This window comes from Actinomycetaceae bacterium MB13-C1-2, assembly GCA_035621235.1.
Classification (GTDB): Bacteria; Actinomycetota; Actinomycetes; order Actinomycetales; family Actinomycetaceae; genus Scrofimicrobium.
On record CP141731.1, the window covers coordinates 1,763,632 to 1,784,760 of the forward strand.

At 58.1% G+C, this 21,129-nt stretch carries 19 protein-coding genes; 13 read left to right on the forward strand and 6 right to left on the reverse strand.

From position 1 onward, the window contains the following. Positions 1-106: 106 nt before the first annotated feature. From U6G28_07700 to U6G28_07715, 4 genes are all read right to left on the reverse strand, one after another. The gene (locus U6G28_07700; GenBank protein ID WRS29408.1) at positions 107-1,660 is read right to left on the reverse strand and encodes a HAMP domain-containing sensor histidine kinase; all 1,554 of its coding nucleotides are present in this window, start codon (positions 1,658-1,660) and stop codon (positions 107-109) included. Continuing rightward, the gene (locus tag U6G28_07705; protein WRS29409.1) at positions 1,653-2,384 is read right to left on the reverse strand and encodes a response regulator transcription factor; all 732 of its coding nucleotides are present in this window, start codon (positions 2,382-2,384) and stop codon (positions 1,653-1,655) included. Before U6G28_07705 ends, U6G28_07700 begins: the two co-directional genes overlap by 8 nt. 233 nt (positions 2,385-2,617) lie before the next feature. Beyond that, positions 2,618-3,418 (reverse strand): VTC domain-containing protein, encoded by an 801-nt coding sequence (locus U6G28_07710; GenBank protein WRS29410.1) that lies wholly within the window; start codon positions 3,416-3,418, stop codon positions 2,618-2,620. Continuing rightward, on the reverse strand, positions 3,415-4,026 hold the full coding sequence (locus tag U6G28_07715; GenBank protein WRS29411.1) for a DUF4956 domain-containing protein: 612 nt from the start codon (positions 4,024-4,026) through the stop codon (positions 3,415-3,417). The genes U6G28_07710 and U6G28_07715 overlap by 4 nt, the downstream gene beginning before the upstream one ends. A 130-nt stretch (positions 4,027-4,156) precedes the next feature. Between U6G28_07715 and U6G28_07720 the strand changes: the two genes are divergently transcribed. Continuing rightward, positions 4,157-5,047, forward strand: coding sequence for a neutral zinc metallopeptidase (locus U6G28_07720; GenBank protein ID WRS29412.1), 891 nt, complete (start codon positions 4,157-4,159; stop codon positions 5,045-5,047). A 32-nt stretch (positions 5,048-5,079) separates the two neighbouring features. Here U6G28_07720 and U6G28_07725 read toward each other — a convergent pair whose 3' ends face one another. Both U6G28_07725 and U6G28_07730 read right to left on the reverse strand, forming a co-directional pair. After that, positions 5,080-5,376 (reverse strand): hypothetical protein, encoded by a 297-nt coding sequence (locus U6G28_07725; GenBank protein ID WRS29413.1) that lies wholly within the window; start codon positions 5,374-5,376, stop codon positions 5,080-5,082. 42 nt (positions 5,377-5,418) lie between these two features. Then, complete coding sequence (locus U6G28_07730) at positions 5,419-6,501, reverse strand: hypothetical protein (GenBank protein ID WRS29414.1); 1,083 nt, start codon at positions 6,499-6,501, stop codon at positions 5,419-5,421. Between the two features lie 161 nt (positions 6,502-6,662). Here U6G28_07730 and rimP point away from each other — a divergent pair, with 161 nt between their 5' ends. The 12 genes from rimP to U6G28_07790 all read left to right on the forward strand — a co-directional run bounded on the left by rimP (position 6,663) and on the right by U6G28_07790 (position 21,103). Beyond that, positions 6,663-7,133 carry a ribosome maturation factor RimP gene (gene rimP / locus U6G28_07735; protein ID WRS29415.1) on the forward strand — a complete coding sequence of 157 codons (471 nt, stop codon included), beginning with the start codon at positions 6,663-6,665 and terminating at the stop codon, positions 7,131-7,133. Between the two features lies 1 nt (position 7,134). Beyond that, positions 7,135-8,175 carry a transcription termination factor NusA gene (gene nusA / locus U6G28_07740; GenBank protein ID WRS29416.1) on the forward strand — a complete coding sequence of 347 codons (1,041 nt, stop codon included), beginning with the start codon at positions 7,135-7,137 and terminating at the stop codon, positions 8,173-8,175. A 253-nt stretch (positions 8,176-8,428) separates the two neighbouring features. Continuing rightward, positions 8,429-11,170 carry a translation initiation factor IF-2 gene (gene infB / locus U6G28_07745; protein ID WRS31215.1) on the forward strand — a complete coding sequence of 914 codons (2,742 nt, stop codon included), beginning with the start codon at positions 8,429-8,431 and terminating at the stop codon, positions 11,168-11,170. A 536-nt stretch (positions 11,171-11,706) separates the two neighbouring features. Continuing rightward, positions 11,707-12,366: a 30S ribosome-binding factor RbfA gene (gene rbfA, locus U6G28_07750; GenBank protein WRS29417.1), complete on the forward strand. Its 660-nt coding sequence runs from the start codon at positions 11,707-11,709 to the stop codon at positions 12,364-12,366. Further along, positions 12,347-13,453 carry a tRNA pseudouridine(55) synthase TruB gene (truB, locus tag U6G28_07755; protein ID WRS29418.1) on the forward strand — a complete coding sequence of 369 codons (1,107 nt, stop codon included), beginning with the start codon at positions 12,347-12,349 and terminating at the stop codon, positions 13,451-13,453. Before rbfA ends, truB begins: the two co-directional genes overlap by 20 nt. A gap of 29 nt (positions 13,454-13,482) precedes the next feature. Next, positions 13,483-13,629, forward strand: a complete 147-nt coding sequence (locus U6G28_07760) for a hypothetical protein (protein WRS29419.1) — start codon at positions 13,483-13,485, stop codon at positions 13,627-13,629. A gap of 6 nt (positions 13,630-13,635) precedes the next feature. Further along, positions 13,636-14,619, forward strand: a complete 984-nt coding sequence (locus tag U6G28_07765) for a bifunctional riboflavin kinase/FAD synthetase (GenBank protein ID WRS29420.1) — start codon at positions 13,636-13,638, stop codon at positions 14,617-14,619. Between the two features lie 160 nt (positions 14,620-14,779). Beyond that, positions 14,780-15,049: a 30S ribosomal protein S15 gene (gene rpsO, locus U6G28_07770; protein ID WRS29421.1), complete on the forward strand. Its 270-nt coding sequence runs from the start codon at positions 14,780-14,782 to the stop codon at positions 15,047-15,049. Between the two features lie 248 nt (positions 15,050-15,297). Next, positions 15,298-17,640: a polyribonucleotide nucleotidyltransferase gene (locus U6G28_07775; protein WRS29422.1), complete on the forward strand. Its 2,343-nt coding sequence runs from the start codon at positions 15,298-15,300 to the stop codon at positions 17,638-17,640. Positions 17,641-18,080: 440 nt separating this feature from the next. Continuing rightward, the gene (locus U6G28_07780) at positions 18,081-18,290 is read left to right on the forward strand and encodes a BrnA antitoxin family protein (protein WRS29423.1); all 210 of its coding nucleotides are present in this window, start codon (positions 18,081-18,083) and stop codon (positions 18,288-18,290) included. A gap of 93 nt (positions 18,291-18,383) precedes the next feature. Further along, entirely contained in the window at positions 18,384-20,075 is a 1,692-nt protein-coding gene (locus U6G28_07785; GenBank protein ID WRS29424.1) for a ribonuclease J, read from the forward strand. A 74-nt stretch (positions 20,076-20,149) separates the two neighbouring features. After that, the gene (locus U6G28_07790) at positions 20,150-21,103 is read left to right on the forward strand and encodes a PfkB family carbohydrate kinase (protein WRS29425.1); all 954 of its coding nucleotides are present in this window, start codon (positions 20,150-20,152) and stop codon (positions 21,101-21,103) included. Positions 21,104-21,129 lie beyond the last annotated feature (26 nt).

A 21,129-nucleotide genomic window follows, 5' to 3' on the forward strand; every position in this document is an offset into this window, starting at 1 on the left:
TCAGACGGCTGACCAGCTGGTCCGATCGTCGCATAGAAGCCGGGTTTGTCAACCGCGTCGACACGCCCGCGCGGCTTCTCGATCGAACCAAGTTACGAACGGGCCCTCAGTTCTGCTGAGATGAGGCCGGAAGCCTCATCGTGAAGAGCGTTCCGCCCTCATTGCTTTCGACTGAGACTGTTCCGCCGCTCGCCTGCGTAATGGCCCAGGTTATCGCTAGGCCTAAGCCTGTACTTCTACTGGGGTTACGGGGGTTCTGGGCTCTTGCTGTATCGCCGCGCGTGAATCTTTCAAAGACGCTTGAGAGAAGCTGAGGGTCGATACCCGGTCCGTCATCTTGAACCTCCACCCGAATCACGTCTCCGTCGTCAGTAACGCGGGTCGTCACCGCAGTTCCAGCCGGAGTGTGCAGTCTTGCGTTGGCCAGTAGATTTGCCACCGCCTGATGAAATCGCACTTGATTTCCATCAACCAACATTTGATCGGAACTCTCGTCGATCTCAAGCAACCAATGATGATCCCTTCCAACGACCTGTGCATCAGTCACACAATCGGTTACCAGGCGCGCCATATCAACCCGCTCGGTTGGTCCGCCATCCCCGGAGTCGAGGCGGGCGAGGAGCAACAGGTCCTCGACCAGAGTTCCCATCCGTCCCGCTTCGGATCGGATGCGGTTGAGGGACAAAGCGGCGTCTTCGGGCATGTCGCCACTTCTTCTTGCTGCGAGTTCGGCGTGACCACTAATGGCAGCTAGGGGAGTGCGGAGTTCATGTGATGCGTCCGCGGCAAACTGTTTGAGTTTGTTCTCGCTCGCTTCGCGCTGATTGAGCGCGTCCTCAACGTGATCGAGCATGTCATTGAATGACAGACCGAGGTCGCCGACCTCGGTTCCCGGGGTGAGGGAAGCCTCGGGAACCCTTCCGGGGAGTGTTACTGCGCCGGATTCGAGTTGCTGATTGCTCACCTTCATTGTCGTTCGACGCAGGACCTCTAGCGGACGAAGAGACGCACGAACCATGTAGTGTCCCGCGACCGCCCCGAGTAGTACTGCAACGACGGTTGTAAGGACCAGCGTCCAGGTTAGGTTCCGACTTGTCTGGCGAACGTCGGCAAGATTTTGTCCAACCGTCGCCGAGACAACATCGCTGGCCCCTCCCGCGCCTCCTCCTGAGGCCGAAAGAAGTCGGTAGGTGCCCAGGCCCTCAAGAGTGGTTTCGCGGTGCCCTGCCGTTACGGCGCTGGTGATCGTCGCGATCTCATTGACTGAAAGCTGCCGAACCGTGCCCTCGTTGGTAACCACCTGGCCGAAAGCCTCGTCCCCGCCTCCCATGGTGAGCACTTCGAGACTACCCAGGCGCGGTCCTCCGGTTGGGCTCGTCGCTCCTGGATCTTTGGTTTGTGGCTGATCCTGGGGACTCTGGTCCGATGGACCGGGACCGAATCCAGGGCTATCTTCATTACGAAGAGTCATACTCATGGAGACTCGAAGTTGCTCGTCAACGCGTCCTAGCAGATCACGGTTCAAAGCAGTGATGGTAACCAGAGAGATGATTAGCCCGACGATCAACAGGATCACAGCGATTAGTGCGACGAGAGTCGTCTGAAGTGAACGCGGTGAGAAACGAGCTTTGCTCGGCGCGTTGGACGCTGCCTTATTCATCTGCGGGCCTGATCGAGTATCCGACCCCGCGCACGGTTCGGATCATCGGATCGCCGAGAGAATCGATCTTCTTACGCAGGTATGAAATGTAGATTTCTACCACGCTCGCTTTTCCTCCAAAGTCATAGTTCCAGACGTGGTCGAGGATCTTTGACTTTGAGAGCACGATCTTTGGGTTCTCCATCAAGTACTGAAGCAGTGCAAACTCGGTCGCGGTTAGCTCGATGGGAGTCTCGCCTCGTGAAACCTCATGCGTCTGTGGGTTCAGCTTCAAGTCCCCAACGACCAACAGATTCTCATCGCCCAATTGCTGGGGGATAGGGGCCACTCGTCTGCGCACCAGCGCTCGAAGACGCAACACGACCTCTTCCAGACTAAATGGCTTGGTAACGTAGTCATCTCCTCCAGCCGACAGTCCCGCTAGCTTGTCCTGAAGCTCGTCCTTGGCGGTTAGGAACAGGACAGGAACGTCAATTCCGCGGTCCCTAAGTCTGCGGACCACCTCGACTCCATCGATGCCCGGAATCATCACGTCCATAATCACGACGTCCGGTGTCCGGTTACGAATCAGGGTCAAAGCGTCAACGCCGTGTCTGGTCTGCTCGACCTCCCATCCTTCAGCTTTCATGGTCATTACCAGAAGTTCGTTGAGGGTGGGATCGTCTTCGACCACCACGACTCGGACGTTCTGTTGTTCGCTCTGGGGGTTCGGTGGAACGCTCATGATGAAATCCTATTCTGACGTCTTGGCTCTGTAGCAAGGTGACTATCGCCGGGACGTCCTCTCTGTGTCTCTAGGGCGTGTCTCCTATATCTCTGCTCGCTGTGGTGACCGGGAGATCCGTGCTTGCTACGTTGTTATCGTCGGCTTTGCCACCAGCAAAGCCTCCTCTTCTGCCTTGCAACCACGAGTTTCCCGGGCATCCTCTCCTGAGCACAGATATTAGGAGACACGGCCTAGCCCCGCGCTTCCTCGATAGTCATTAGCGACTGGTGCCACTTGTTCGAGGGAAGGCCGGGATTCAGTGCCGCGCTTCCCGTGCAGTACTTCGAGATGGATGTCTGCCTCATTCCCGTCCGCCACAAAGAGCGGTTGATGCGAGAAGAGTGTCGTTCGGTCTTTGTCTCGATGATTGCGAGCGAGGGGCACTCCACCAGCGACAGCGCTCCGGGATAGAAGTAGCGTCCAGTCACAAGAGACTCCCAGTAGATGTCCGTGTCGATGGTTATACGCGCCGGACGCTCCCTAGGCGATTCCGGAACAACATAGGTTGAACGGTCGTAACCTACCCCGGTGACCGGTAAAAGGTTGTCTGCGATATCGGGGTCGATTCCCTGGGCGATCAACGATACGCGAATGAAATCGAGGTCGGCGGCGCTAAGTTCTGCCAACCTATCAACGGGGTGAGGGATACGAACCTTCTCGGTCATCCCTCTAGTCCCCTTGGTCTTGATTTCAAGAAAACCAGTTCCGGAATCTAGATATGCTCTGGTTCGTACCTTGACACGGCGGCGACGCTTTGAAGCAGCAAGCGAATACAGGGTCCATCCCGGAGTATCGAAGTAGATCGAGTAATAGGCCGATGTGGTCTCTCCGTTGATTTCCAGGATTCGACTCCCCGAGGGAAGACGGGCTGGAAACTCCCGCGCTTCTTCGACCTCGACCAGGTATTTGCAGTCGACCCGCCTCTGAAGTTCTGCGATCCGGTTTAGTTCTTCGAGGGATATTGTCTGAAGTCGAGTGATCGTATCAATCATTGGTGAATCCCCGCGACCTGGGTGAAATAGTCTGGCTCTGCCGACTCATCCTCGACCGGCGCGTCTTTTCCCCGGGACCAGCGAACGTCAACAAGCGTCGAGTCGTTTACCAGATCAACGGAGATCACCCGCATATTAGTCACTCGCCCACCTAACAGTTGGCCGAGGTAGTCTCTCAGCTTGTCCTCGTCCGTGAAAGCTCGATCCAAACGTATTTCCTGTTGCCTGGACACCGAGAAAAGGACCTGAGAGTCAATGATCGCCACCACTACCAGGATCATTGTCACCAGGGCGGCGGTGGCCGGTATCGAAGTTGCATCAAGACCAGTTATCAGACCGATGGAAAGAGCAGAGAAATAGTATGCAACCTCGTACTGCGATATCTCTGTTGAGCGCAGACGGATGATGGAAAGTACACCGAACAGACCCATCCCAACCCCGAGACCAATCTCGACGCTTCCTAGAACCGACGCGACGGCGAACACTCCGACATTGAGAACGGCGTACGCGGTTACCAAATCACGCCTGCGATGTCTGCGGTAGTAGAGAGCCAGCGTCAAAATGACCATGGCAACCAGGTCGATTGCCGCAGCGTATGCCAGTTCCATTTCTTCTCCCAAATCAATCTCAAGGAATCTCTTTCAATGACGACATGGAAACGCTGGAACCTTGGAGTTAGCTATGAGGTCGCTGTCATGTACCTATGAGGTTATTGGGCAATGACGCTATCCTTCCCCCATGACGTTTAACCCGAATGCGGATGTGTCGACCAGCAAGGCCACCCGGCGCGGTCATAGCGCTAGAAATACGGGATTTGGTGTGGGTGCCGTGGGAGTGATCGTACTGCTCGTCAGCCTATTCACAGGACACAACTTCACAGGGCTAACCCCGATGATCACAGGCATGCTTGACCCTGACCAGGATCAGGTCGTGGCTGCCAGCGAGTCAGTCATCGAGGATTGTGCAACGGGGCAGGACGCGAACGAGGACGACGCGTGTCGGCTTGCTGCTTCTCAGCTCGCTCTCGATGACTACTGGGCTCAGCACGTTAAGGGATACACCCCGGCAACCATGATCATTTATGACGGTTCGACCATGAGTGCCTGCGGCCAGGCCAATAACTCAGTTGGGCCGTTCTACTGCCCGGCTGATCGAGGTGTCTACATCGACCCTGCGTTTTTCCAGCTGATGAGGCAGGACTTTGGAGCTTCTGCCGGAAACCTGGCACAGATTTACATCGTGTCTCATGAGTGGGGACATCACATCCAGAACATCACGGGGATAAGTGACGCTCACTCCAGTAGGGCGAGTGGGGCCGACAGCGATTCCGTAAGAATCGAACTGCAGGCGGACTGCTTCGCCGGGGCGTTTATCAAGGACATGACCACGACAACCGATGTCAATGGACAGCCGTACCTGCTCGAACCGACTAAAGAGCAACTGGTTGACGCGCTCAACGCCGCAGCTTCGGTGGGAGATGACCATATCCAGGAGCAAGCGACCGGTCGTGTCCAGCCCGAGTCATTCACGCACGGGACGAGCGAACAGCGTCAGAAGTGGTTTACCAGTGGCTATACCAGCGGGATCGGCGGATGCGATACTTTTGCCGTTTCTGGCTCTGAACTATAGAGAAGTGGTGTTCCAGTAAAGGCGGAGTTCTACTAACTTGTCGTCTCGGCGGTCGCGGTTTCTTTGGTCTTTTGTGCGCGCTTACGCTCTGCTTTCAAGCTCATGGTCAGCATGATTGCCAGCATGAGCAACAGACCCGACAAGAGCGTCCCAATTGCCGCGACGGCGCGAAGGACCTCGGAAGTATCCAACGTAAAGGAGAGCACAAGCAGAGTTGCAAGGATAACGAAGCAACCGAGAGCAGAATTCGTCAGTGTCTGCGCTCTTTTTGCCTTCGCTGTCGCCCCCGGATCCTGAGGTGGAGCAGGTAGCGTCTCTTTTGGACTCATAGTTGGGGTTTCCTCTGGTTCTACTCTCGTTCTTCTGTCAGACTACTCGGCGTCAACGGCCGAAATGGAGTTCACCAAGGTGAGGCTCTGTGCTCTCTCCGGGTAGTCGGTCACCAGGCTTTCGACATCTGCGAAGACCCACTGCGATGCCAGGCGACGAATCTCACCGTTATCGGAACCGAGCAGTCCGGCATCAATCCGTACCAGTTCCGCGAGAAGGTCTGATGGGTCAGTGCTGGCAAGGGAACAGCGGGTCAAGCGGTGGTCACTGATACCAAGTGCGCTCAGGCTGACGGTGCGGTCTTGGATGCCCTGGGCGAAGCGAATCGCGTTCTCAGTTTGAGCCTCATCCTCATTCACCGAGATGTTTCGGATCAGTTCTCCGTAAACGCAGTCGAATTGCACCAGCGACTGCTGCTCAAGACTGAGTTGTCCCTCGCTTTGGGGACTCTCTTCTGAGGGCGCGGGAGACGGAGCTCCGTCGATCACGAAACTTGGGGTTCCCTCATCCGTCAGCCTGGCAGTTGCCTCGCCCAGTTGAAATCCAAACTCCTCAGCGAGCAGGGAGGCGGAAATCATTCGCTCGATAAGTAGGGACGAGAATGTGAGACGTTGGCTGGCGGGTACACTCTCGGCCTCGGCCATGGCTTGCAACTGACTTTTCGCAGTCTCGCCCATGTATCCCGCCACGGACTCAACCGTGAAACCGGGTTCCGGTATTGGATTGAGTAGTTGAACCTGGTTCGATGACCAGGGACGCTGTTGGAAGCCACCCCAGGGATCCCAAAGTCCTCCGGCCAGTTGGAGCCGCTCGGACGAAGCCACCAGGGCAGAGTCGAGAGCGAGCGAGCAGGTCGCGCACTCGTCCGCCAGAGCTGACAGAAGAGTAAGCCGACCATTGATCTGATCCTCGGTTTGCGAGACCATTTCTCGGGCTTGCTGAGTCCTGGTTAACTCTGGGAGTGAGGTGATCTCGTTCACGTCCTTGTTCGCAAACGTTCCGGACTTAGATTGGGTGTCTGGGCCATCTTCGGATTTGGAGGAACACCCGCCTATGGCGCAAACCAGCGCCGCAGTTACAACAGTCACAAGGACTCGACGTAGGGTGCCATGTGTTGTGGTCACGCACAACCTCCTACGTCTTATCGGGCAACTGGACGTCGCCACCATCGATCATGCCACCATTGGACGGCTAACATGGTTCTCACACGTAATATGAGGACCCGAGCCAGCGGTCAAGGCGCGACCGGAGAGTTCACCCGTCGCCCAGGAAGGGAGCAACGGCCATGGAGATTGATGACATCAAGGCGAACGTGCAGGAACTTCTGACCCCACTTGCCGAGGATCAAGGGGCACTTATCGACGGGGTCGAATACAGGGCCAATGCCAAGCCCCCAGTGCTGACGATCGCCGTGGTTCGAAACGACGCGACGGAATCACTCAGTTCTGACCAACTCGCAGACCTGACACGACTGTTCTCAAAGAAACTCGATGAGGTGGACCCGATTGAGGGTGAGTACACTCTTGAGGTCTCAACTCCGGGGGTGGAAGCTCCAATCGTTCGCGAGGATCAGTGGCGGCGCGCGATCGGCAAGACGGTTCTAGTCACCCGTAGCGACCGCCATAAGTTGCAGGGAGAACTGCTAAATGTGGGCGCGGACAGCATTGAACTCCGCGTTGAGGGGCAGACAGAATCAATTCCATTTTCGAAGATCACTGCGGCCCACGGGGTTGCCGTGACACCCAGGGAGGGCTGAGATGGAGATAGACATGAGCGCCCTGCGCATGGTGGAACAAGAAAAGGGAATCAGTCTCGACACTCTTGTTGACGCCATCGAAGAGGCCCTGCTCCGCGCCTACCACAACATGCCCGGAGCGGTGGAGAAGGCCCGGATTGAGATTAATCGGAAGAACGGCCAGGCAAAAGTGGTCGCGACCGACTTTGACGACGAAGGAAACGAGATAGGGGAGTTTGACGATACCCCCTCGGACTTCGGCCGAATTGCTACCACCACGGCACGGTCCATCATCATGCAGCGACTGCGCGAAGCGGACGACTCGCGTGTACTCGGCGCCTATGCAGGTAAAGAGGGCGCCGTGGTTACTGGAATCGTCCAACAGTCCCGTGATCGTCGGACGACTCTGGTGAAGCTCGGTGATGAGTTCGAAGCGATTTTGCCCGACAACGAGAAGGTTCCGGGTGAACGCTACGAACACGGAGACCGTATTCGCGCATACATCGTTTCCGTGGAGCGGACAGATAAGGGTCCTAGAATTCTCCTGTCTCGAAGTCACCCGGGTTTGGTCGAGGGACTGTTTCGTCGCGAGGTTCCCGAGATCGATGAGGGGCTGGTCCAGATCAAGGCAATTGCTCGAGAGGCGGGTCACCGCACCAAGATTGCGGTTGCCGCCACCAGGGACGGGGTCAACGCTAAAGGTGCCTGCATCGGTCCTATGGGGGGGCGCGTCCGCAACGTAATGGCAGAACTCGGCGGGGAGAAGATCGACATCGTTGACTGGTCGGAAGATTCGGGAAGGTTCGTAGCAAACGCGCTTTCGCCAGCCAGAGTCAGCAGAGTGGTTGTCCATTCCGAGGTCAACAAGACCGCGACGGCAATCGTTCCTGACTTCCAGTTGTCGCTGGCGATTGGCAAGGACGGACAGAACGCGCGACTGGCGGCCAGACTCACGCAGTTCCACATCGACATCCATTCCGATACGGCCGACGGCGAGGTGGAGACCTCACGTTCTTCTATTCCAGATTCGATTCCGGGTGCCGACTTTGAGGACGGTCGCTGACCTGTTACAGCTTCGAGATAGGCCATCCTCGCGTGAGCAGTCGCTCAAAAGTAGGCGGGGGGATGGCCTTTTGGCTGGTCTAGACTGGGTTGTTGTAAAGAACGGACGCGTGCGGTGGATGCCACACGCCAGTTAGGGAAGCGGGTTGGAAGCTGATGGGCACCCGATGAGTTCCCAGCGATGAGCTGCCAGCAGGTATAGACGTCCGTCTCCACTTCGGGGATGGACCCGAAGAGGAGTATTTGTGCCAAGGATGCGTGTCCACGAGCTCGCTAAGGAGCTCGGAATCACGAGTAAAGAACTACGGGAGTACCTCGACTCGCGAGGTGAGTTCGTAAAATCGGCTTCGTCAATGGTCGAAGCCCCAATTGTCCGCCAGGTCAGCGAGCACTACGCCGCTAAGGCCAAGCCTGAAGCAAAGGACACCAAAGAAGCTAAAGAGCCCAAGGCGAGTTCAAAGCCATCGGCGAAGCCAGCGAGGGTAGAACAGAGCGCGCCGGCCACCGAGAAAAAGCCGACCACCAAGGTTGCTCCCGGGCCTCGACCCGGGCCGAAGCCAGCGCCCAAGGTGAAGAAGGTCGAAGCGGAGACTGTGGCGCCAGCGGTGGAGGAGAAACCGGTACCGGCACCTCGTCCCGCGCGACCCGCATCGCCGAAGCCGGGCGCTGTTCCAGCGCCCCCTCGTCCGATCGGTGCCCCGCGTCCTCGCGGCCCGCGGCCCGGTAACAATCCCTATGCGTCAAGCCAGGGAATGCCCCGTCCCGGCGGCGGCAGACCAAGGCCCGGCGGTTCGTCACGTCAGGGTGGATCAGGTGACCGCGAGCGCGGTGGTTCGCGTCCTAACCCGGGCATGATGCCCGGATCGGCCTCGTTCCAGCGTGGCCAGGGCCAGGGACGTCCTGATCGTAGTTCGGCGCCTTCGGGTGGCGGCGGTCGAGGCCGTCCAGGTGGGGGCGGAGCTCGCCCTGGTGGCCAGTATCGTGGCACCCCTGGTGGTGCACCGAGCGCGCCCCCTGCCGGCGGTTTCTCAGGACCTCCCAGAGGTGGTCGCGGAGCGGGTCGTGGAGCCACTCCGGGTGCTTTCGGTCGTGGTGGCAAGAGCCAGCGCGGACGCAAGTCGAAGCGTGCGAAGCGTCAAGAGTTCGAGCAGCAGGATGCGCCGAGCATTGGCGGCGTGAAGATCCCCCGTGGCAATGACCAGGAGATTCGAATTCGTCAAGGAGCCTCTCTCGCGGACTTTGCCGAAAAGATCAATGTCAATCCCGCATCGCTGGTGCAGGTTCTGTTCCACCTGGGGGAGATGGCGACTGCGACCCAGTCGCTGGACCAGGACACCTTTGAGGTTCTCGGCGCAGAGCTCGGGTACCGTGTATCCGTCGTCTCACCGGAGGATGAGGACCGAGAGCTCCTGGAGACCTTCGACATCGACCTCGAAGCCGAGCACATTGCGGACGAGGCATTCCTTGAGGATCGAGCTCCAGTCGTGACCGTTATGGGCCACGTTGATCACGGTAAGACCAAGCTTCTTGATGCGATTCGTCATACGGACGTTATTCGCGGGGAGCACGGCGGGATTACTCAGCACATCGGGGCCTACCAGGTGGGTGTTCCGATTGAGGACGGCGAACGTCTCATCACATTCCTGGATACTCCCGGTCACGAGGCCTTCACGGCTATGCGTGCTCGCGGTGCCCAGGTTACCGACCTCGCAATCCTGGTTGTGGCTGCGGACGACGGGGTTATGCCCCAGACGGTTGAGGCCATTAATCACGCACAGGCGGCCGGTGTTCCGATCGTGGTTGCCGTGAACAAGGTTGATAAGCCCGAGGCGCAGCCCGACAAGATTCGTGGACAGCTAACTGAGTACGGACTGGTCGCTGAGGAGTACGGCGGGGATGTCATGTTCGTTGATGTCTCAGCCAAGCAGAACCAAGGCATCGATGAACTGCTCGACGCGGTGCTTTTGACCGCAGATGCGACCTTGGAGCTTACGGCAAACCCGAAGGCCGAGGCCCGTGGCGTAGCCATCGAGGCGAACTTGGATAAGGGTCGTGGTGCCGTTACGACCATGCTGGTTGAGCGCGGCACTCTGCGTGTCGGCGATGCCGTGGTGGTTGGTTCCTCTCACGGTCGCGTTCGTGCCATGTTTGATGAGAAGGGCAACTCGCTTGAGGAAGCGGGTCCCGCTCGCCCGGTAATGATGTTGGGACTTACTTCGGTTCCTCGTGCCGGCGACTCGTTCCTGGTTGCGACCGATGACCGCACTGCTCGTCAGATTGCTGACAAGCGTGAAGCCGCCGAACGTCAAGCACAGCTGGCTAAGCGTCGCAAGCGCGTCACTCTTGAGGACTTTGATCGGGTGCTCAAAGAGGGCAAGGTCGATACTCTCAACCTCATCATCAAGGGTGACGTCGCCGGTGCCGTTGAGGCGCTGGAAGACTCGTTGCTCAAACTTGAGGTCAGTGACGAAGTTGCGCTACGGATTATTCACCGTGGTGTCGGCGCTATCACGCAGAATGATGTCAACCTGGCGACGGTTGATAACGCGGTCATCATCGCGTTCAACGTCCGCCCGGCTGAGCGAGTTCAAGAGATGGCCGACAACGAGGGTGTGGAGATCAAGTACTACACCGTTATCTACAAGGCCCTCGAGGATATTGAGGATGCTCTGAAGGGCATGCTCAAGCCGATTTACGAGGAGCAAGAGACCGGTAAAGCAGAGATTCGCCAGGTCTTCCGCTCAGGTAAGTTCGGCAACATTGCCGGTTCGATTGTTCGAAGTGGCACCATCAAGCGGGGCGCTAAGGCTCGACTGGTGCGTGACGGGGTCGTGGTGGCTCCCGATCTTTCGATCCAGTCGCTGCGTCGTGAGCAAGATGATGTCACCGAGGTTCGTGAGGGCTTCGAGTGCGGTATCACCCTGGGATACAGGGATATCGCCGAGGGCGACATTATTGAGACGTGGGAGATGGTCGAGAAGGAACGCGACCTCTAAACGATCTCGACTTCCCAATCAGATAGGGGCCGACACGCCGCAAACGGGCGATGTCGGCCCCGCTCTGATTTAGCTGCGGGAAGAACTTGGTCCCTGTTGGAGTACGCACCAATGTGGCCTTCTGAGTTTGGCCGTCGTTGGAATAAACGCCAGTGTGGCCGGGTCAACCCCCGCTTTCCATATGATTTCGATCTCTGGGTAGCAACTCTGGCGCATATTCCAGATGGTCCTGCGGTTGAAGTGACACCCTGGCGGATATTCGACCCCGGTCGGGCTGAGCGGTGTCCTCTGGAACAAACGTCGAGTCGCGGGGACCGGGACCTCACTTCTCGGGCGGCGGGTGACTCCGCGATCTGAGAAGGGAAACTAGCCCCGAAAGAGATTCCCTGTTCGGCCCGGGGAATCGGGAATAATACCGGGGAATCGGCTGGAAGTGCCTAGATCTTTCCCTAGAGGCGTGAACGCCGTGATGGTTCTGTTTCCTTGTTCCACCTGACCGGCACTACCCTGGTACCAGTTAGCTAGAGGAGGACACAATGGCAGATGAAGGACGTCAACGCCGTATTTCTGAGCGTATCCGCACTTCGGTCACCGACACACTCACACGCAAGGTCAAGGATCCGCGTCTCGGATTCCTCACCATCACCGATGTTCGGGTCACCGGTGATCTTCAACATGCCACCGTGTACTACACGGTTTTGGGAGACGAGAAGGACCAACGTAAGACCCGTCGCGCCCTTGAGTCAGCTAAGGGCTTGGTTCGCTCCGAGGTTGGATCGGCCCTCGGACTCCGACTCACACCAACGATCACTTTCCAGCTCGATTCACTTCCCGAGTCGGCAGCGTCGATCGAGGACGCCCTTCGCGAGGCTAAGGCCCGGGACGAGTCCATCGCTGCAGCGGCAGCAGGCAAAGAGTATGCCGGGGGACAATCGCCGTATCGCGAGCCACGCGAGGATGAAGATGAGGAGGACTCAGAGATGACGGATAACAACAAGAGCCAGGCAGAAGAGCTTGAGGAACTGGATCAGGCATGGAGCGACTGGCGTGACGACTCCAGCTCAGAACGGCCACTGGATGAAGTTGAGGCGAATCTAGAGGCCCCTGAGAAGGACAACACACAAAAACAGCAGTTTGAAGCTGATATCAAGAACTCCGAAGACGACGTGGAACCTGGTGGCACCGCAGAAATCTAGCAGTGAACCAGTCGGACTGCTCGTAGTCGACAAGCCGCAGGGGATTAGCAGTCACGGTGTGGTCTCCAGGGCTCGTAGGCTTCTGAAGACACGCAAGGTTGGACATGGGGGCACTCTTGACCCGATGGCGACCGGAGTTCTGGTCTTAGGAGTTGGGCGAGGGACCAAGCTACTGGGGTACGTCTCCGGAGATTCCAAGACGTACCGGGCGACGATTCGCCTCGGGATCGGTACGGTGACTGAGGACGCTGAGGGAGAAGTCGAGGAAGCCCCGGGATTCGTACTCCAGGACGTTGTGGACATCGATCGGGCTATCGCCAGATTTGTTGGTCTGATCGAGCAGGTACCCTCGGCGGTGAGTGCAATCAAGGTCGACGGCAAGAGGGCTTATGCCCTTGTCCGTGCCGGTGAAGACGTGCAACTGAGGCCGCGTGCCGTCGAGGTGTTCACTTTTGAACGCACCTCTGAACCACGGACAACCACAGTTGACGGCGTTCGCGTGGTGGATATAGACGTTGACGTAGATTGCTCATCTGGAACATACGTTAGGGCTCTCGCCCGTGACTTGGCTCGTGAACTTGGAACGGCTGGCCACCTGACCGCCCTAAGGCGAACCCGCGTTGGTTCATTCAACGTGGAAAGGGCACAGTCCCTGGAGGAACTCCAGCAGACGATCGATGAAGGACGGCAGATTACGCTGATTCCTTTGGAACAGGCGGTGAAGAACCAGTTCCCCCTCGTTGTCGTCTCAGACGCGGCAGCCACGGCGTTCGCCAATGGCCGACCGATTACACCGGATGAAGTTGTGAGGTTGGATTCCTCGAACACGATGAGCGGGGACAAATTGCCGGTCGAGGTAGAGGAGAACAGAGGCGTCACCCATGAGCGCACGTTCCCTCTGCCGGATGAGAACTTGTTCCCACCGGGTCCAGGCGACCCGGTCAAGGAGGATCCCAGTCGAGGTTCGGGGGGCGAAGACAGGGTTGTCGCCATCGCTGAAGAGTCCAATCCCACGATCCCCCTCGCCCTAGTCAGATTCGAAAACGGTAAGTTTAGGTCAGTGCTTCACCTGCGCGTGGCGAAATAGGGTTGAGGCTTTGAACTGAAAGGGGAGAGATGATGAGCGATAACGAGCAGAAGACCTCCGGTGGTTGTGGCTGTGGTTGTGGTTGTGGCGGAGAAGGTAAGAAGAGCCGCGAAGGTCAGCCGGTCGATGAAGAAGGTCGCATGAACCTTGGCCTCCGTGCAAGCGAGAGCATTTAGACAGCATTGAAGATCTGGACCGATCTGGCGCAGGTTCCCGGTAACCAGCGTTCCGTTGTCACTATTGGCAACTTTGACGGGATGCACCGCGGCCACACCCGCGTGATCGAAGCCTGCGTTCAGCGCGCTCAAAAGCACGGGGTCAGTTCTGTTGCGCTTACGTTTGATCCCCACCCAAGGGCCGTGCACTCTCCAGGTAATCCGACCCCGTTGATCATGTCCTTGCAGACTCGGCTCGACGCCATGGCCAACACGGGTCTTGATGCGGTGCTGGTCGCCAGATACGACCCCTCCCTCTACAGTCTTACAGCCGAAGAATTCGTAGTTGAGTACCTGGTGGATCGACTCGGGGCCATCGAGGTAGTAGTTGGTGAGGACTTCCGTTTCGGGCGAGGTAACGAGGGGGATGTTGAGACTCTCCTCGACCTCGGCAAGCGCTACAACTTTACGGTCGCAATGGTGACGGATATCAGTTCTCCATCGGGTCGCCGTTGGTCGTCGTCCTGGGTTCGACAGCTTCTCGACGAGGGAAAGGTGGACGAGGTTGCCGAGGTGCTTGGTAGCCCGTACCGTCTTGTGGGAACCGTTCAGCACGGGGAGAAACGCGGTCGCGAACTCGGTTTCCCCACCGCGAACCTGTATGCGGGCGAGGGAGTACTTTCCCCAGCGGATGGCGTCTACGCCGGTTGGTTGGTTCGAGACGTTCCTGGGCATGTCCAGGCGCAGGAGTTCTTGCCGGCCGCAATCTCGGTTGGAACCAACCCTCAGTTTGACGGAATCCAGCGGACAGTTGAGGCTCATGTCCTGGGACGCGACGACCTCGACCTTTACGACCAGCAGGTAGCGGTTGTCTTCACCAAGTTCCTTCGGCCGATGATGAAGTTTGAGAGCGTGGATCAACTACTCGCTCAGATGGACGAGGATATTCGGCTCGCGGCCGCCTCCCTTGGAGTACGGCCATCAACCAGGACAACCGACGCGGAACGCTAGGTGTTGCATGTCACCGCTTCTCGATGGTGGGGAAGCCCTCACCAGCGGTTTTGGGTGAGATTCCAATGATAACCTTCTATTCGCCGTCATATCGGCCGCGGTGAGTCTGCTCGGGTGAAAACGCCCCGACGCTCCGCGCAACGACACGAAGGGATGAGCCATGGCTCTGACGAAGGAAAAGAAACAAGAGATCATCGAAGAGTACGCAACCCACCCGGGTGACACCGGCTCTCCCGAGGTTCAGATCGCACTGCTTACCGAGCGTATCAAGGAGCTCACCGAGCACTCGAAGTCTCACAAGCACGATCACGCCTCCCGCCGTGGACTGCTGCTATTGGTTGGTCACAGGCGTCAACTGCTGGGCTATCTGAACAGCATTGATGTTGAGCGCTACCGCTCGCTGATCGCTAGGCTAGGTCTGCGTAAGTAGCACTTTGTCGGCCCGCCTCCACTCGGAGCCGGGCCGCTTTTGCACTTAGGCGAGGCAACGAAGTTGGCAGGGCTCCTGCCAACGAATAGAAGTAAATATTGGAGAACTTGTATCGCCGCGGTTTTCGACAGTGGCTCCCGGAGCGAGACCCGAAAGGGAAAGCCTCCACGTGAGTGTTTCTCAGTTCCGAGGGCTTCGATCGAAGGCCGACGTACAGTTCTCCGCATTCAACAAGGAGAAATAAGCATATGTCGGAAGACATCACAACGGTCATCGAGCCTGCTGGCGTCGTGACCGAGGAAGCCGTTATCGATAACGGCAAGTTTGGCACCCGCCGAATCAAGTTTGAGACCGGCCGTTTGGCACTGCAGGCAGCCGGCTCAGCAGTCGCCACTCTGGACGACAACACTATGGTCCTTTCCGCCACCACGGTTGGCAAGCACCCCAAAGACCAGTTCGACTTCTTCCCACTGACGGTTGATGTCGAGGAGCGCCAGTACGCTATTGGCCGCATCCCTGGTTCGTTCTTCCGTCGTGAAGGACGTCCCAGCACCGAGGCCATCCTGGCCTGCCGTTTGATTGACCGTCCGCTGCGCCCCGGCTTTGTTAAGGGCCTGCGCAACGAGGTTCAGGTCGTTGAAACCGTTCTTGCGGTTGACTCTGATGACGCCTATGACGTTCTGGCGATCAACGCTGCGTCAATGTCCACCCAGATCGCGGGCCTACCGTTCACCGGTCCTATCGCCGGCACCCGCATTGCTCTGATTGATGGCCAGTGGGTTGCCTTCCCGCGCTACTCCGAGATGGAGTGCTCAGTCTTCAACATGGTTGTTGCTGGACGTATCGTCACCAAGGAGGACGGCACCGAGGACATCGCAATCATGATGGTTGAGGCCGGTGGCGGTGACAACCAGTGGGAGCTAATTCAGCAGGGTCAGCCCAGGCCCACCGAGGATGTTGTCGCGGACGGCCTTGAGGCGGCTAAGCCGTTTATTCGCGTTCTGTGCGAGGCACAGATGCGCGTCGCCGAGAAGGCATCCAAGGACACTGTGGAGTTCCCCGTCTTCCTCGATTACACGGATGAGGAATACCAGGCAGTCGTTGACGCCACCGGTGATCGTTTGGCGCAGGCGCTGCTTACCGAGGGCAAGCTGGCCCGCCTCGACGCGGTGGACGAGGTCAAGAACTCGGTTCTGACCGAGCTTCTGGGAGCCAACCCGGAGGGCGAGAAGGCATATAAGGCTGCTCTGCGTAGCGTTGAGAAGGAAACCATTCGCCAGCGCACGCTGCGCGATGGTATTCGCGTTGACGGTCGTACCCCAACCGAGATCCGTTCGCTTTCCGCAGAGGTTGGCGTTGTTCCGATGGTCCACGGTTCCGCTCTGTTCCAGCGCGGCGAAACTCAGATTCTGGGTATCACCACGCTGGCAATGCTTCGTATGGAGCAGCAGCTCGACAACCTGAGCCCGGTAACTTCCAAGCGCTACATGCACCAGTACAACTTCCCGCCGTTCTCCACGGGCGAGACAGGTCGTGTTGGCTCACCGAAGCGTCGCGAAATCGGCCACGGTGATCTCGCTGAGCGGGCCCTGCGGCCTGTAATCCCCGGTCGTGAGGACTTCCCCTACGCAATCCGCCAGGTCTCTGAGGCCCTCGGATCGAACGGTTCGACCTCAATGGGTTCGGTCTGTGCTTCAACCCTTTCAATGCTTGAGGCGGGCGTCCCGCTACGCGCTCCCGTTGCGGGCATTGCAATGGGCCTAATGACCGGTGAAGTCGATGGCGAGCAGCGTGCGGTCACCCTGACCGACATCCTCGGCATGGAGGATGGCTTCGGCGACATGGACTTCAAGGTCGCCGGGACCAGGGATTTCATCACTGCGCTTCAGCTTGACACCAAGCTTGACGGAATCGACTCAGACGTCCTCAAGAGCGCCCTAGGGCAGGCCCGTGACGCGCGCTTGGTGATCCTTGATGTGATCGAGGAGACCATCGATACTCCTGAGGAAATGTCGATCCACGCGCCGCGGATCATCACGGTTCACGTGCCAGTTGACAAGATCGGTGAGGTTATCGGCCCCAAGGGCAAGATGATCAACCAGATCCAGGAAGATACTGGCGCGGATCTCACTATTGAGGATGACGGAACTGTTTACATTGGTGCCACTACGGGTGAGGCTGCTGAGGCGGCGCGCACAATGGTCAACGCCATTGCGAACCCGCAGATGCCCGAGGTAGGCGAGCGTTTCGTCGGGACAGTCGTCAAGACCACCTCGTTTGGTGCGTTCATCTCCCTGACTCCCGGCAAGGACGGCCTGCTACACATCTCGCAGATTCGCCGCCTGGTTGGTGGCAAGCGAGTTGAGAATGTTGAGGATGTCCTCCAGGTCGGCCAAAAGGTTGAGGTTGAGATTGCTGAGATCGATGATCGTGGCAAGCTTTCACTCCACGCGGTTGTCGAGGGTGAGGAAAACGAGGCACCTGCCGAGGAAGGTTCCTCTGAGGACAGAGGCGAGAAGTCCGGCAACTCGGATCGTCGCCCGCGTCAGCGGAACCGTCGCCGTCGCTCGGATGACAAGTCAGGCGAGTAACCGAATCTGACGAAGGCGCAAACCAGCGTCGAGTAATACGAAGCGGAGCCGTCCTACGGGCTGTAAGCCTGGGGCGGCTCCCTTTCGTTTGGTTACTAAGTTGCGAAATGTCTTTACGCACGCCAATTTCGTATATGCAGTGTACATATGGGTGACCTTAGGTTTGAGTGGGACGGTCGGAAGAACGTGTCCAATGAGTGCAAACATGGGGTTTCCTCTGCTGAGGCGCCAACCGCGTTCTAGGATCCTCGTGCAATCGTTATTGACGATCCTGATCACTCGCAAGAAGAAGATAGGTTCATCATTATGGGCCTCAGTAACCGTCTACGGTTGCTTATCGTTGCCCATTGTTATCGCGAAGGTAGCTCGTCTATGCGCGTAGTCTCTGCACGGAAAGCATCAAGAAATGAAGCCCAGCACTACGAAAGAAGCTGAGAGAGTTGCGCGAAGAATATGACTTCACGGACGCGCGTCCCAATCCGTACGCCCGCAGAGTCAAGAAGCCGGTGACTATTCGGCTCGATCCTGACACGATCGATTACTTCAAGGCGCGAGCCGAAGAGACTGGGATCCCTTACCAGACCCTGATCAACCTTCACCTAGCCGACTGTGCTACGAACAATCGTCGTCCGGAACTGCGCTGGGTCTGAGAAGTACGGGGCTGCTCAGACTCGACAACTGGGAGTTGATCCAGTGGTCTTGTCGATAGGTGCGTAGCGGGAGCTCCATGGCAGTATTGAGTCATGACGTCCCTGTACGAAGAACTTAATCCTCCGCCCCCTGCTGATCCGCACGCTCTGCGAGTAATCCCCTTGGGAGGTCTCGGAGAGGTCGGTCGAAATATGACCGTTTTCGAGACTGAGGGCAAGCTACTCATCGTTGACTGCGGGGTTCTGTTCCCCGATGAGTATCAGCCGGGTGTGGACCTGATCCTGCCCGATTTTGAGCCAATCAAGGACCGCCTGGATGACGTGGTGGCCTTGGTTCTAACCCACGGGCATGAGGACCACATTGGCGCCGTCCCGTACCTGCTAAAGCTACGCCAGGACATACCGATCTACGGAAGTGAACTGACACTCGCGTTCGTTGAGCCGAAACTTCGCGAACACAGGATTACCGGGGCCGACCTCAACGTGGTTACCGAGGGCCAGAAGGTCGAGGCGAAACCATTCAGCTTCGAATTCGTCGCGGTGACGCACTCGATCCCTGATGCTCTCGCCGTCTTCATCAAGACTAGGGCCGGCACTGTCCTTGCTACCGGTGACTTCAAAATGGATCAGCTTCCAATTGATGGTCGTCTGACCGACCTCCGTGCCTTTGCGCGCCTCGGCGAGCAGGGAGTGGACCTCTTTCTCGTCGACTCCACGAATGCTGAAGTACCTGGGTTCGTGACACCGGAAGCTGAAATTGGCCCCGTCCTCGAATCGGTGTTCCACCAGACTAAGGGCGCGGTGGTAGTCGCCTCGTTCGCCTCTCACGTCCACCGAGTACAGCAGGTTCTTGAGGCTGCCGAGAAGACGGGGCGGAAGGTCGCGTTCGTGGGTCGTTCAATGGAACGGAACATGGGAATCGCGATCGACTTGGGATACCTGGAAGAGCCCAGTGATGTTGTCCTACCGATGAGCGAGGTGAGCGAACTTCCCAGGGATCAACAGGTCTTCATGGTTACTGGTTCGCAGGGCGAGCCAATGGCCGCTCTGGCTCGAATTGCGCACGGAACCCACCAGCAGATCAACGTGGGACCTGGTGATACCGTCGTGTTCGCCTCCAGCCTGATCCCGGGCAACGAAACTTCTGTGTATCGCGTTATCAACGATCTGACTCGCACGGGAGCCAAGGTCGTTCACCAGTCCAACGCGAAGGTACACGTGTCGGGACACGCGGCAGCCGGAGAACTCATCTACTGCTACAACATCGTCCAACCGAAGAACGTGATGCCCATTCACGGTGAGATCAGGCACCTGGTCGCAAACGGTGGCCTCGCTGTGAAAACGGGAATTGACCCCGAACGGGTCATGCTTGCCGACGACGGGGTGGTGATCGACCTAAAGGACGGAGTCGCGAACGTTGTCGGACAGGTTCCCTGTGAGCTTGTCTACGTCGATGGCACCTCAATAGGAGAGGTCTCCGAAGACGAACTTCAAGAGCGTCGCACGCTTGGGACCGAGGGCTTCATTACCGTTTACGCTGTGGTCGATAAAGAGACGGGGATGGTCCTCTCGGATCCGGTTATCCGGGCTGTTGGCGTGGCCGAAGATCAGGCGACGATCCAAGAGATCGTGCCGGAAGTAACCGAGGCTCTAAAGGACGCGGCGGCTCCTGGAAACGTTGATCCGGGAAAACTGCAACAGGTAATGCGCCGAGTCATCGGGCGCTGGGCTGGCAGGCGGCTTCGCCGCCGCCCAATGATCGTGCCGGTGGTCGTTGAACAGTGAGACGCGACCGAAGACAGTCTTACGGTGATGCGACGTGGCCCATCGGGTCCCGAACCCCGAGCACGATGGAGGCGGTGCCGCCCGAACTTGGCAAGTTTGTGACGACTCAGTCGCTTCACCTAAACGTGGAGTTGCGCGTACCCAGACTGCCGAAAGAAGGACTCAATCTTCAGGCTCACAGCGCTGAATCATCGCCGGGCGGGGGATACGTCGGTGCTGTTGCAGCGCGTGCGCAGGGAGTTAGAACTCTCTGTGCCTCACCTCTGGGAACCGGACCCAACTCGCACGCGATCCGTCGCCGTATGGCGCTCGATGGACTAGAGGCACTCCCCGGCGCCATTGTCGGAGATGTCGGGGTTGGCGTCTCACTGGTTGAAGAGGACGGCAAGGTTGCCTCGGTTATCGCGCCGGGGGTCGAAGCCGAAACATCTCTTGACCTTTTAGCATCGGTTCCAGTTGAAAGCGGAGACATCGTCCTTATCCACGGTGGTGATCTTGCGGTGAAATCCTCTGCTGAAGTGCTGACCCAGTGGGTTCCTACGCTTCCCGAGGAGCTCAAGGTGGTGCTCGCAGTCTCCCCAGCCGTAGATCAGGTGCCAGCCGAGGTGTGGATCCCCATGCTGCAAAGAGCAGACATCCTAACCATGAATATTCGCGAAGCCGACACCATCCGAGAAACCCTCACGGCTGACAGTCCGGGGACCAGCATCAGGAACGTCCTACGAAAAGATGCCGCCGTTGTCAGACGCCTCGGCGCAATGGGTTGTGACCTACAGGAGTCCTCTGAATCTCGGGCAGTTCAGGTGCCTTCTTTCCGGGCGGAAATGGTCGACACCGCCGGCGTTGGTGACACCCACGTTGCGGTCATGTGTGCGGCCCTGCTGCAGGGATCGCCCCTGCTCGGAGCCTGCACGCGCGCCAATGCAGCCGGTGCCCTAATGGTGCAACATTCGGGATCATATCCGCCTCCGACCAAGCATCAGGTTGATCAGGTTATCGCTCTGAAATCTGCGGCCGTCCTGGCCTGAGTTAGGGGGCCAGGGCGCGGCACCAC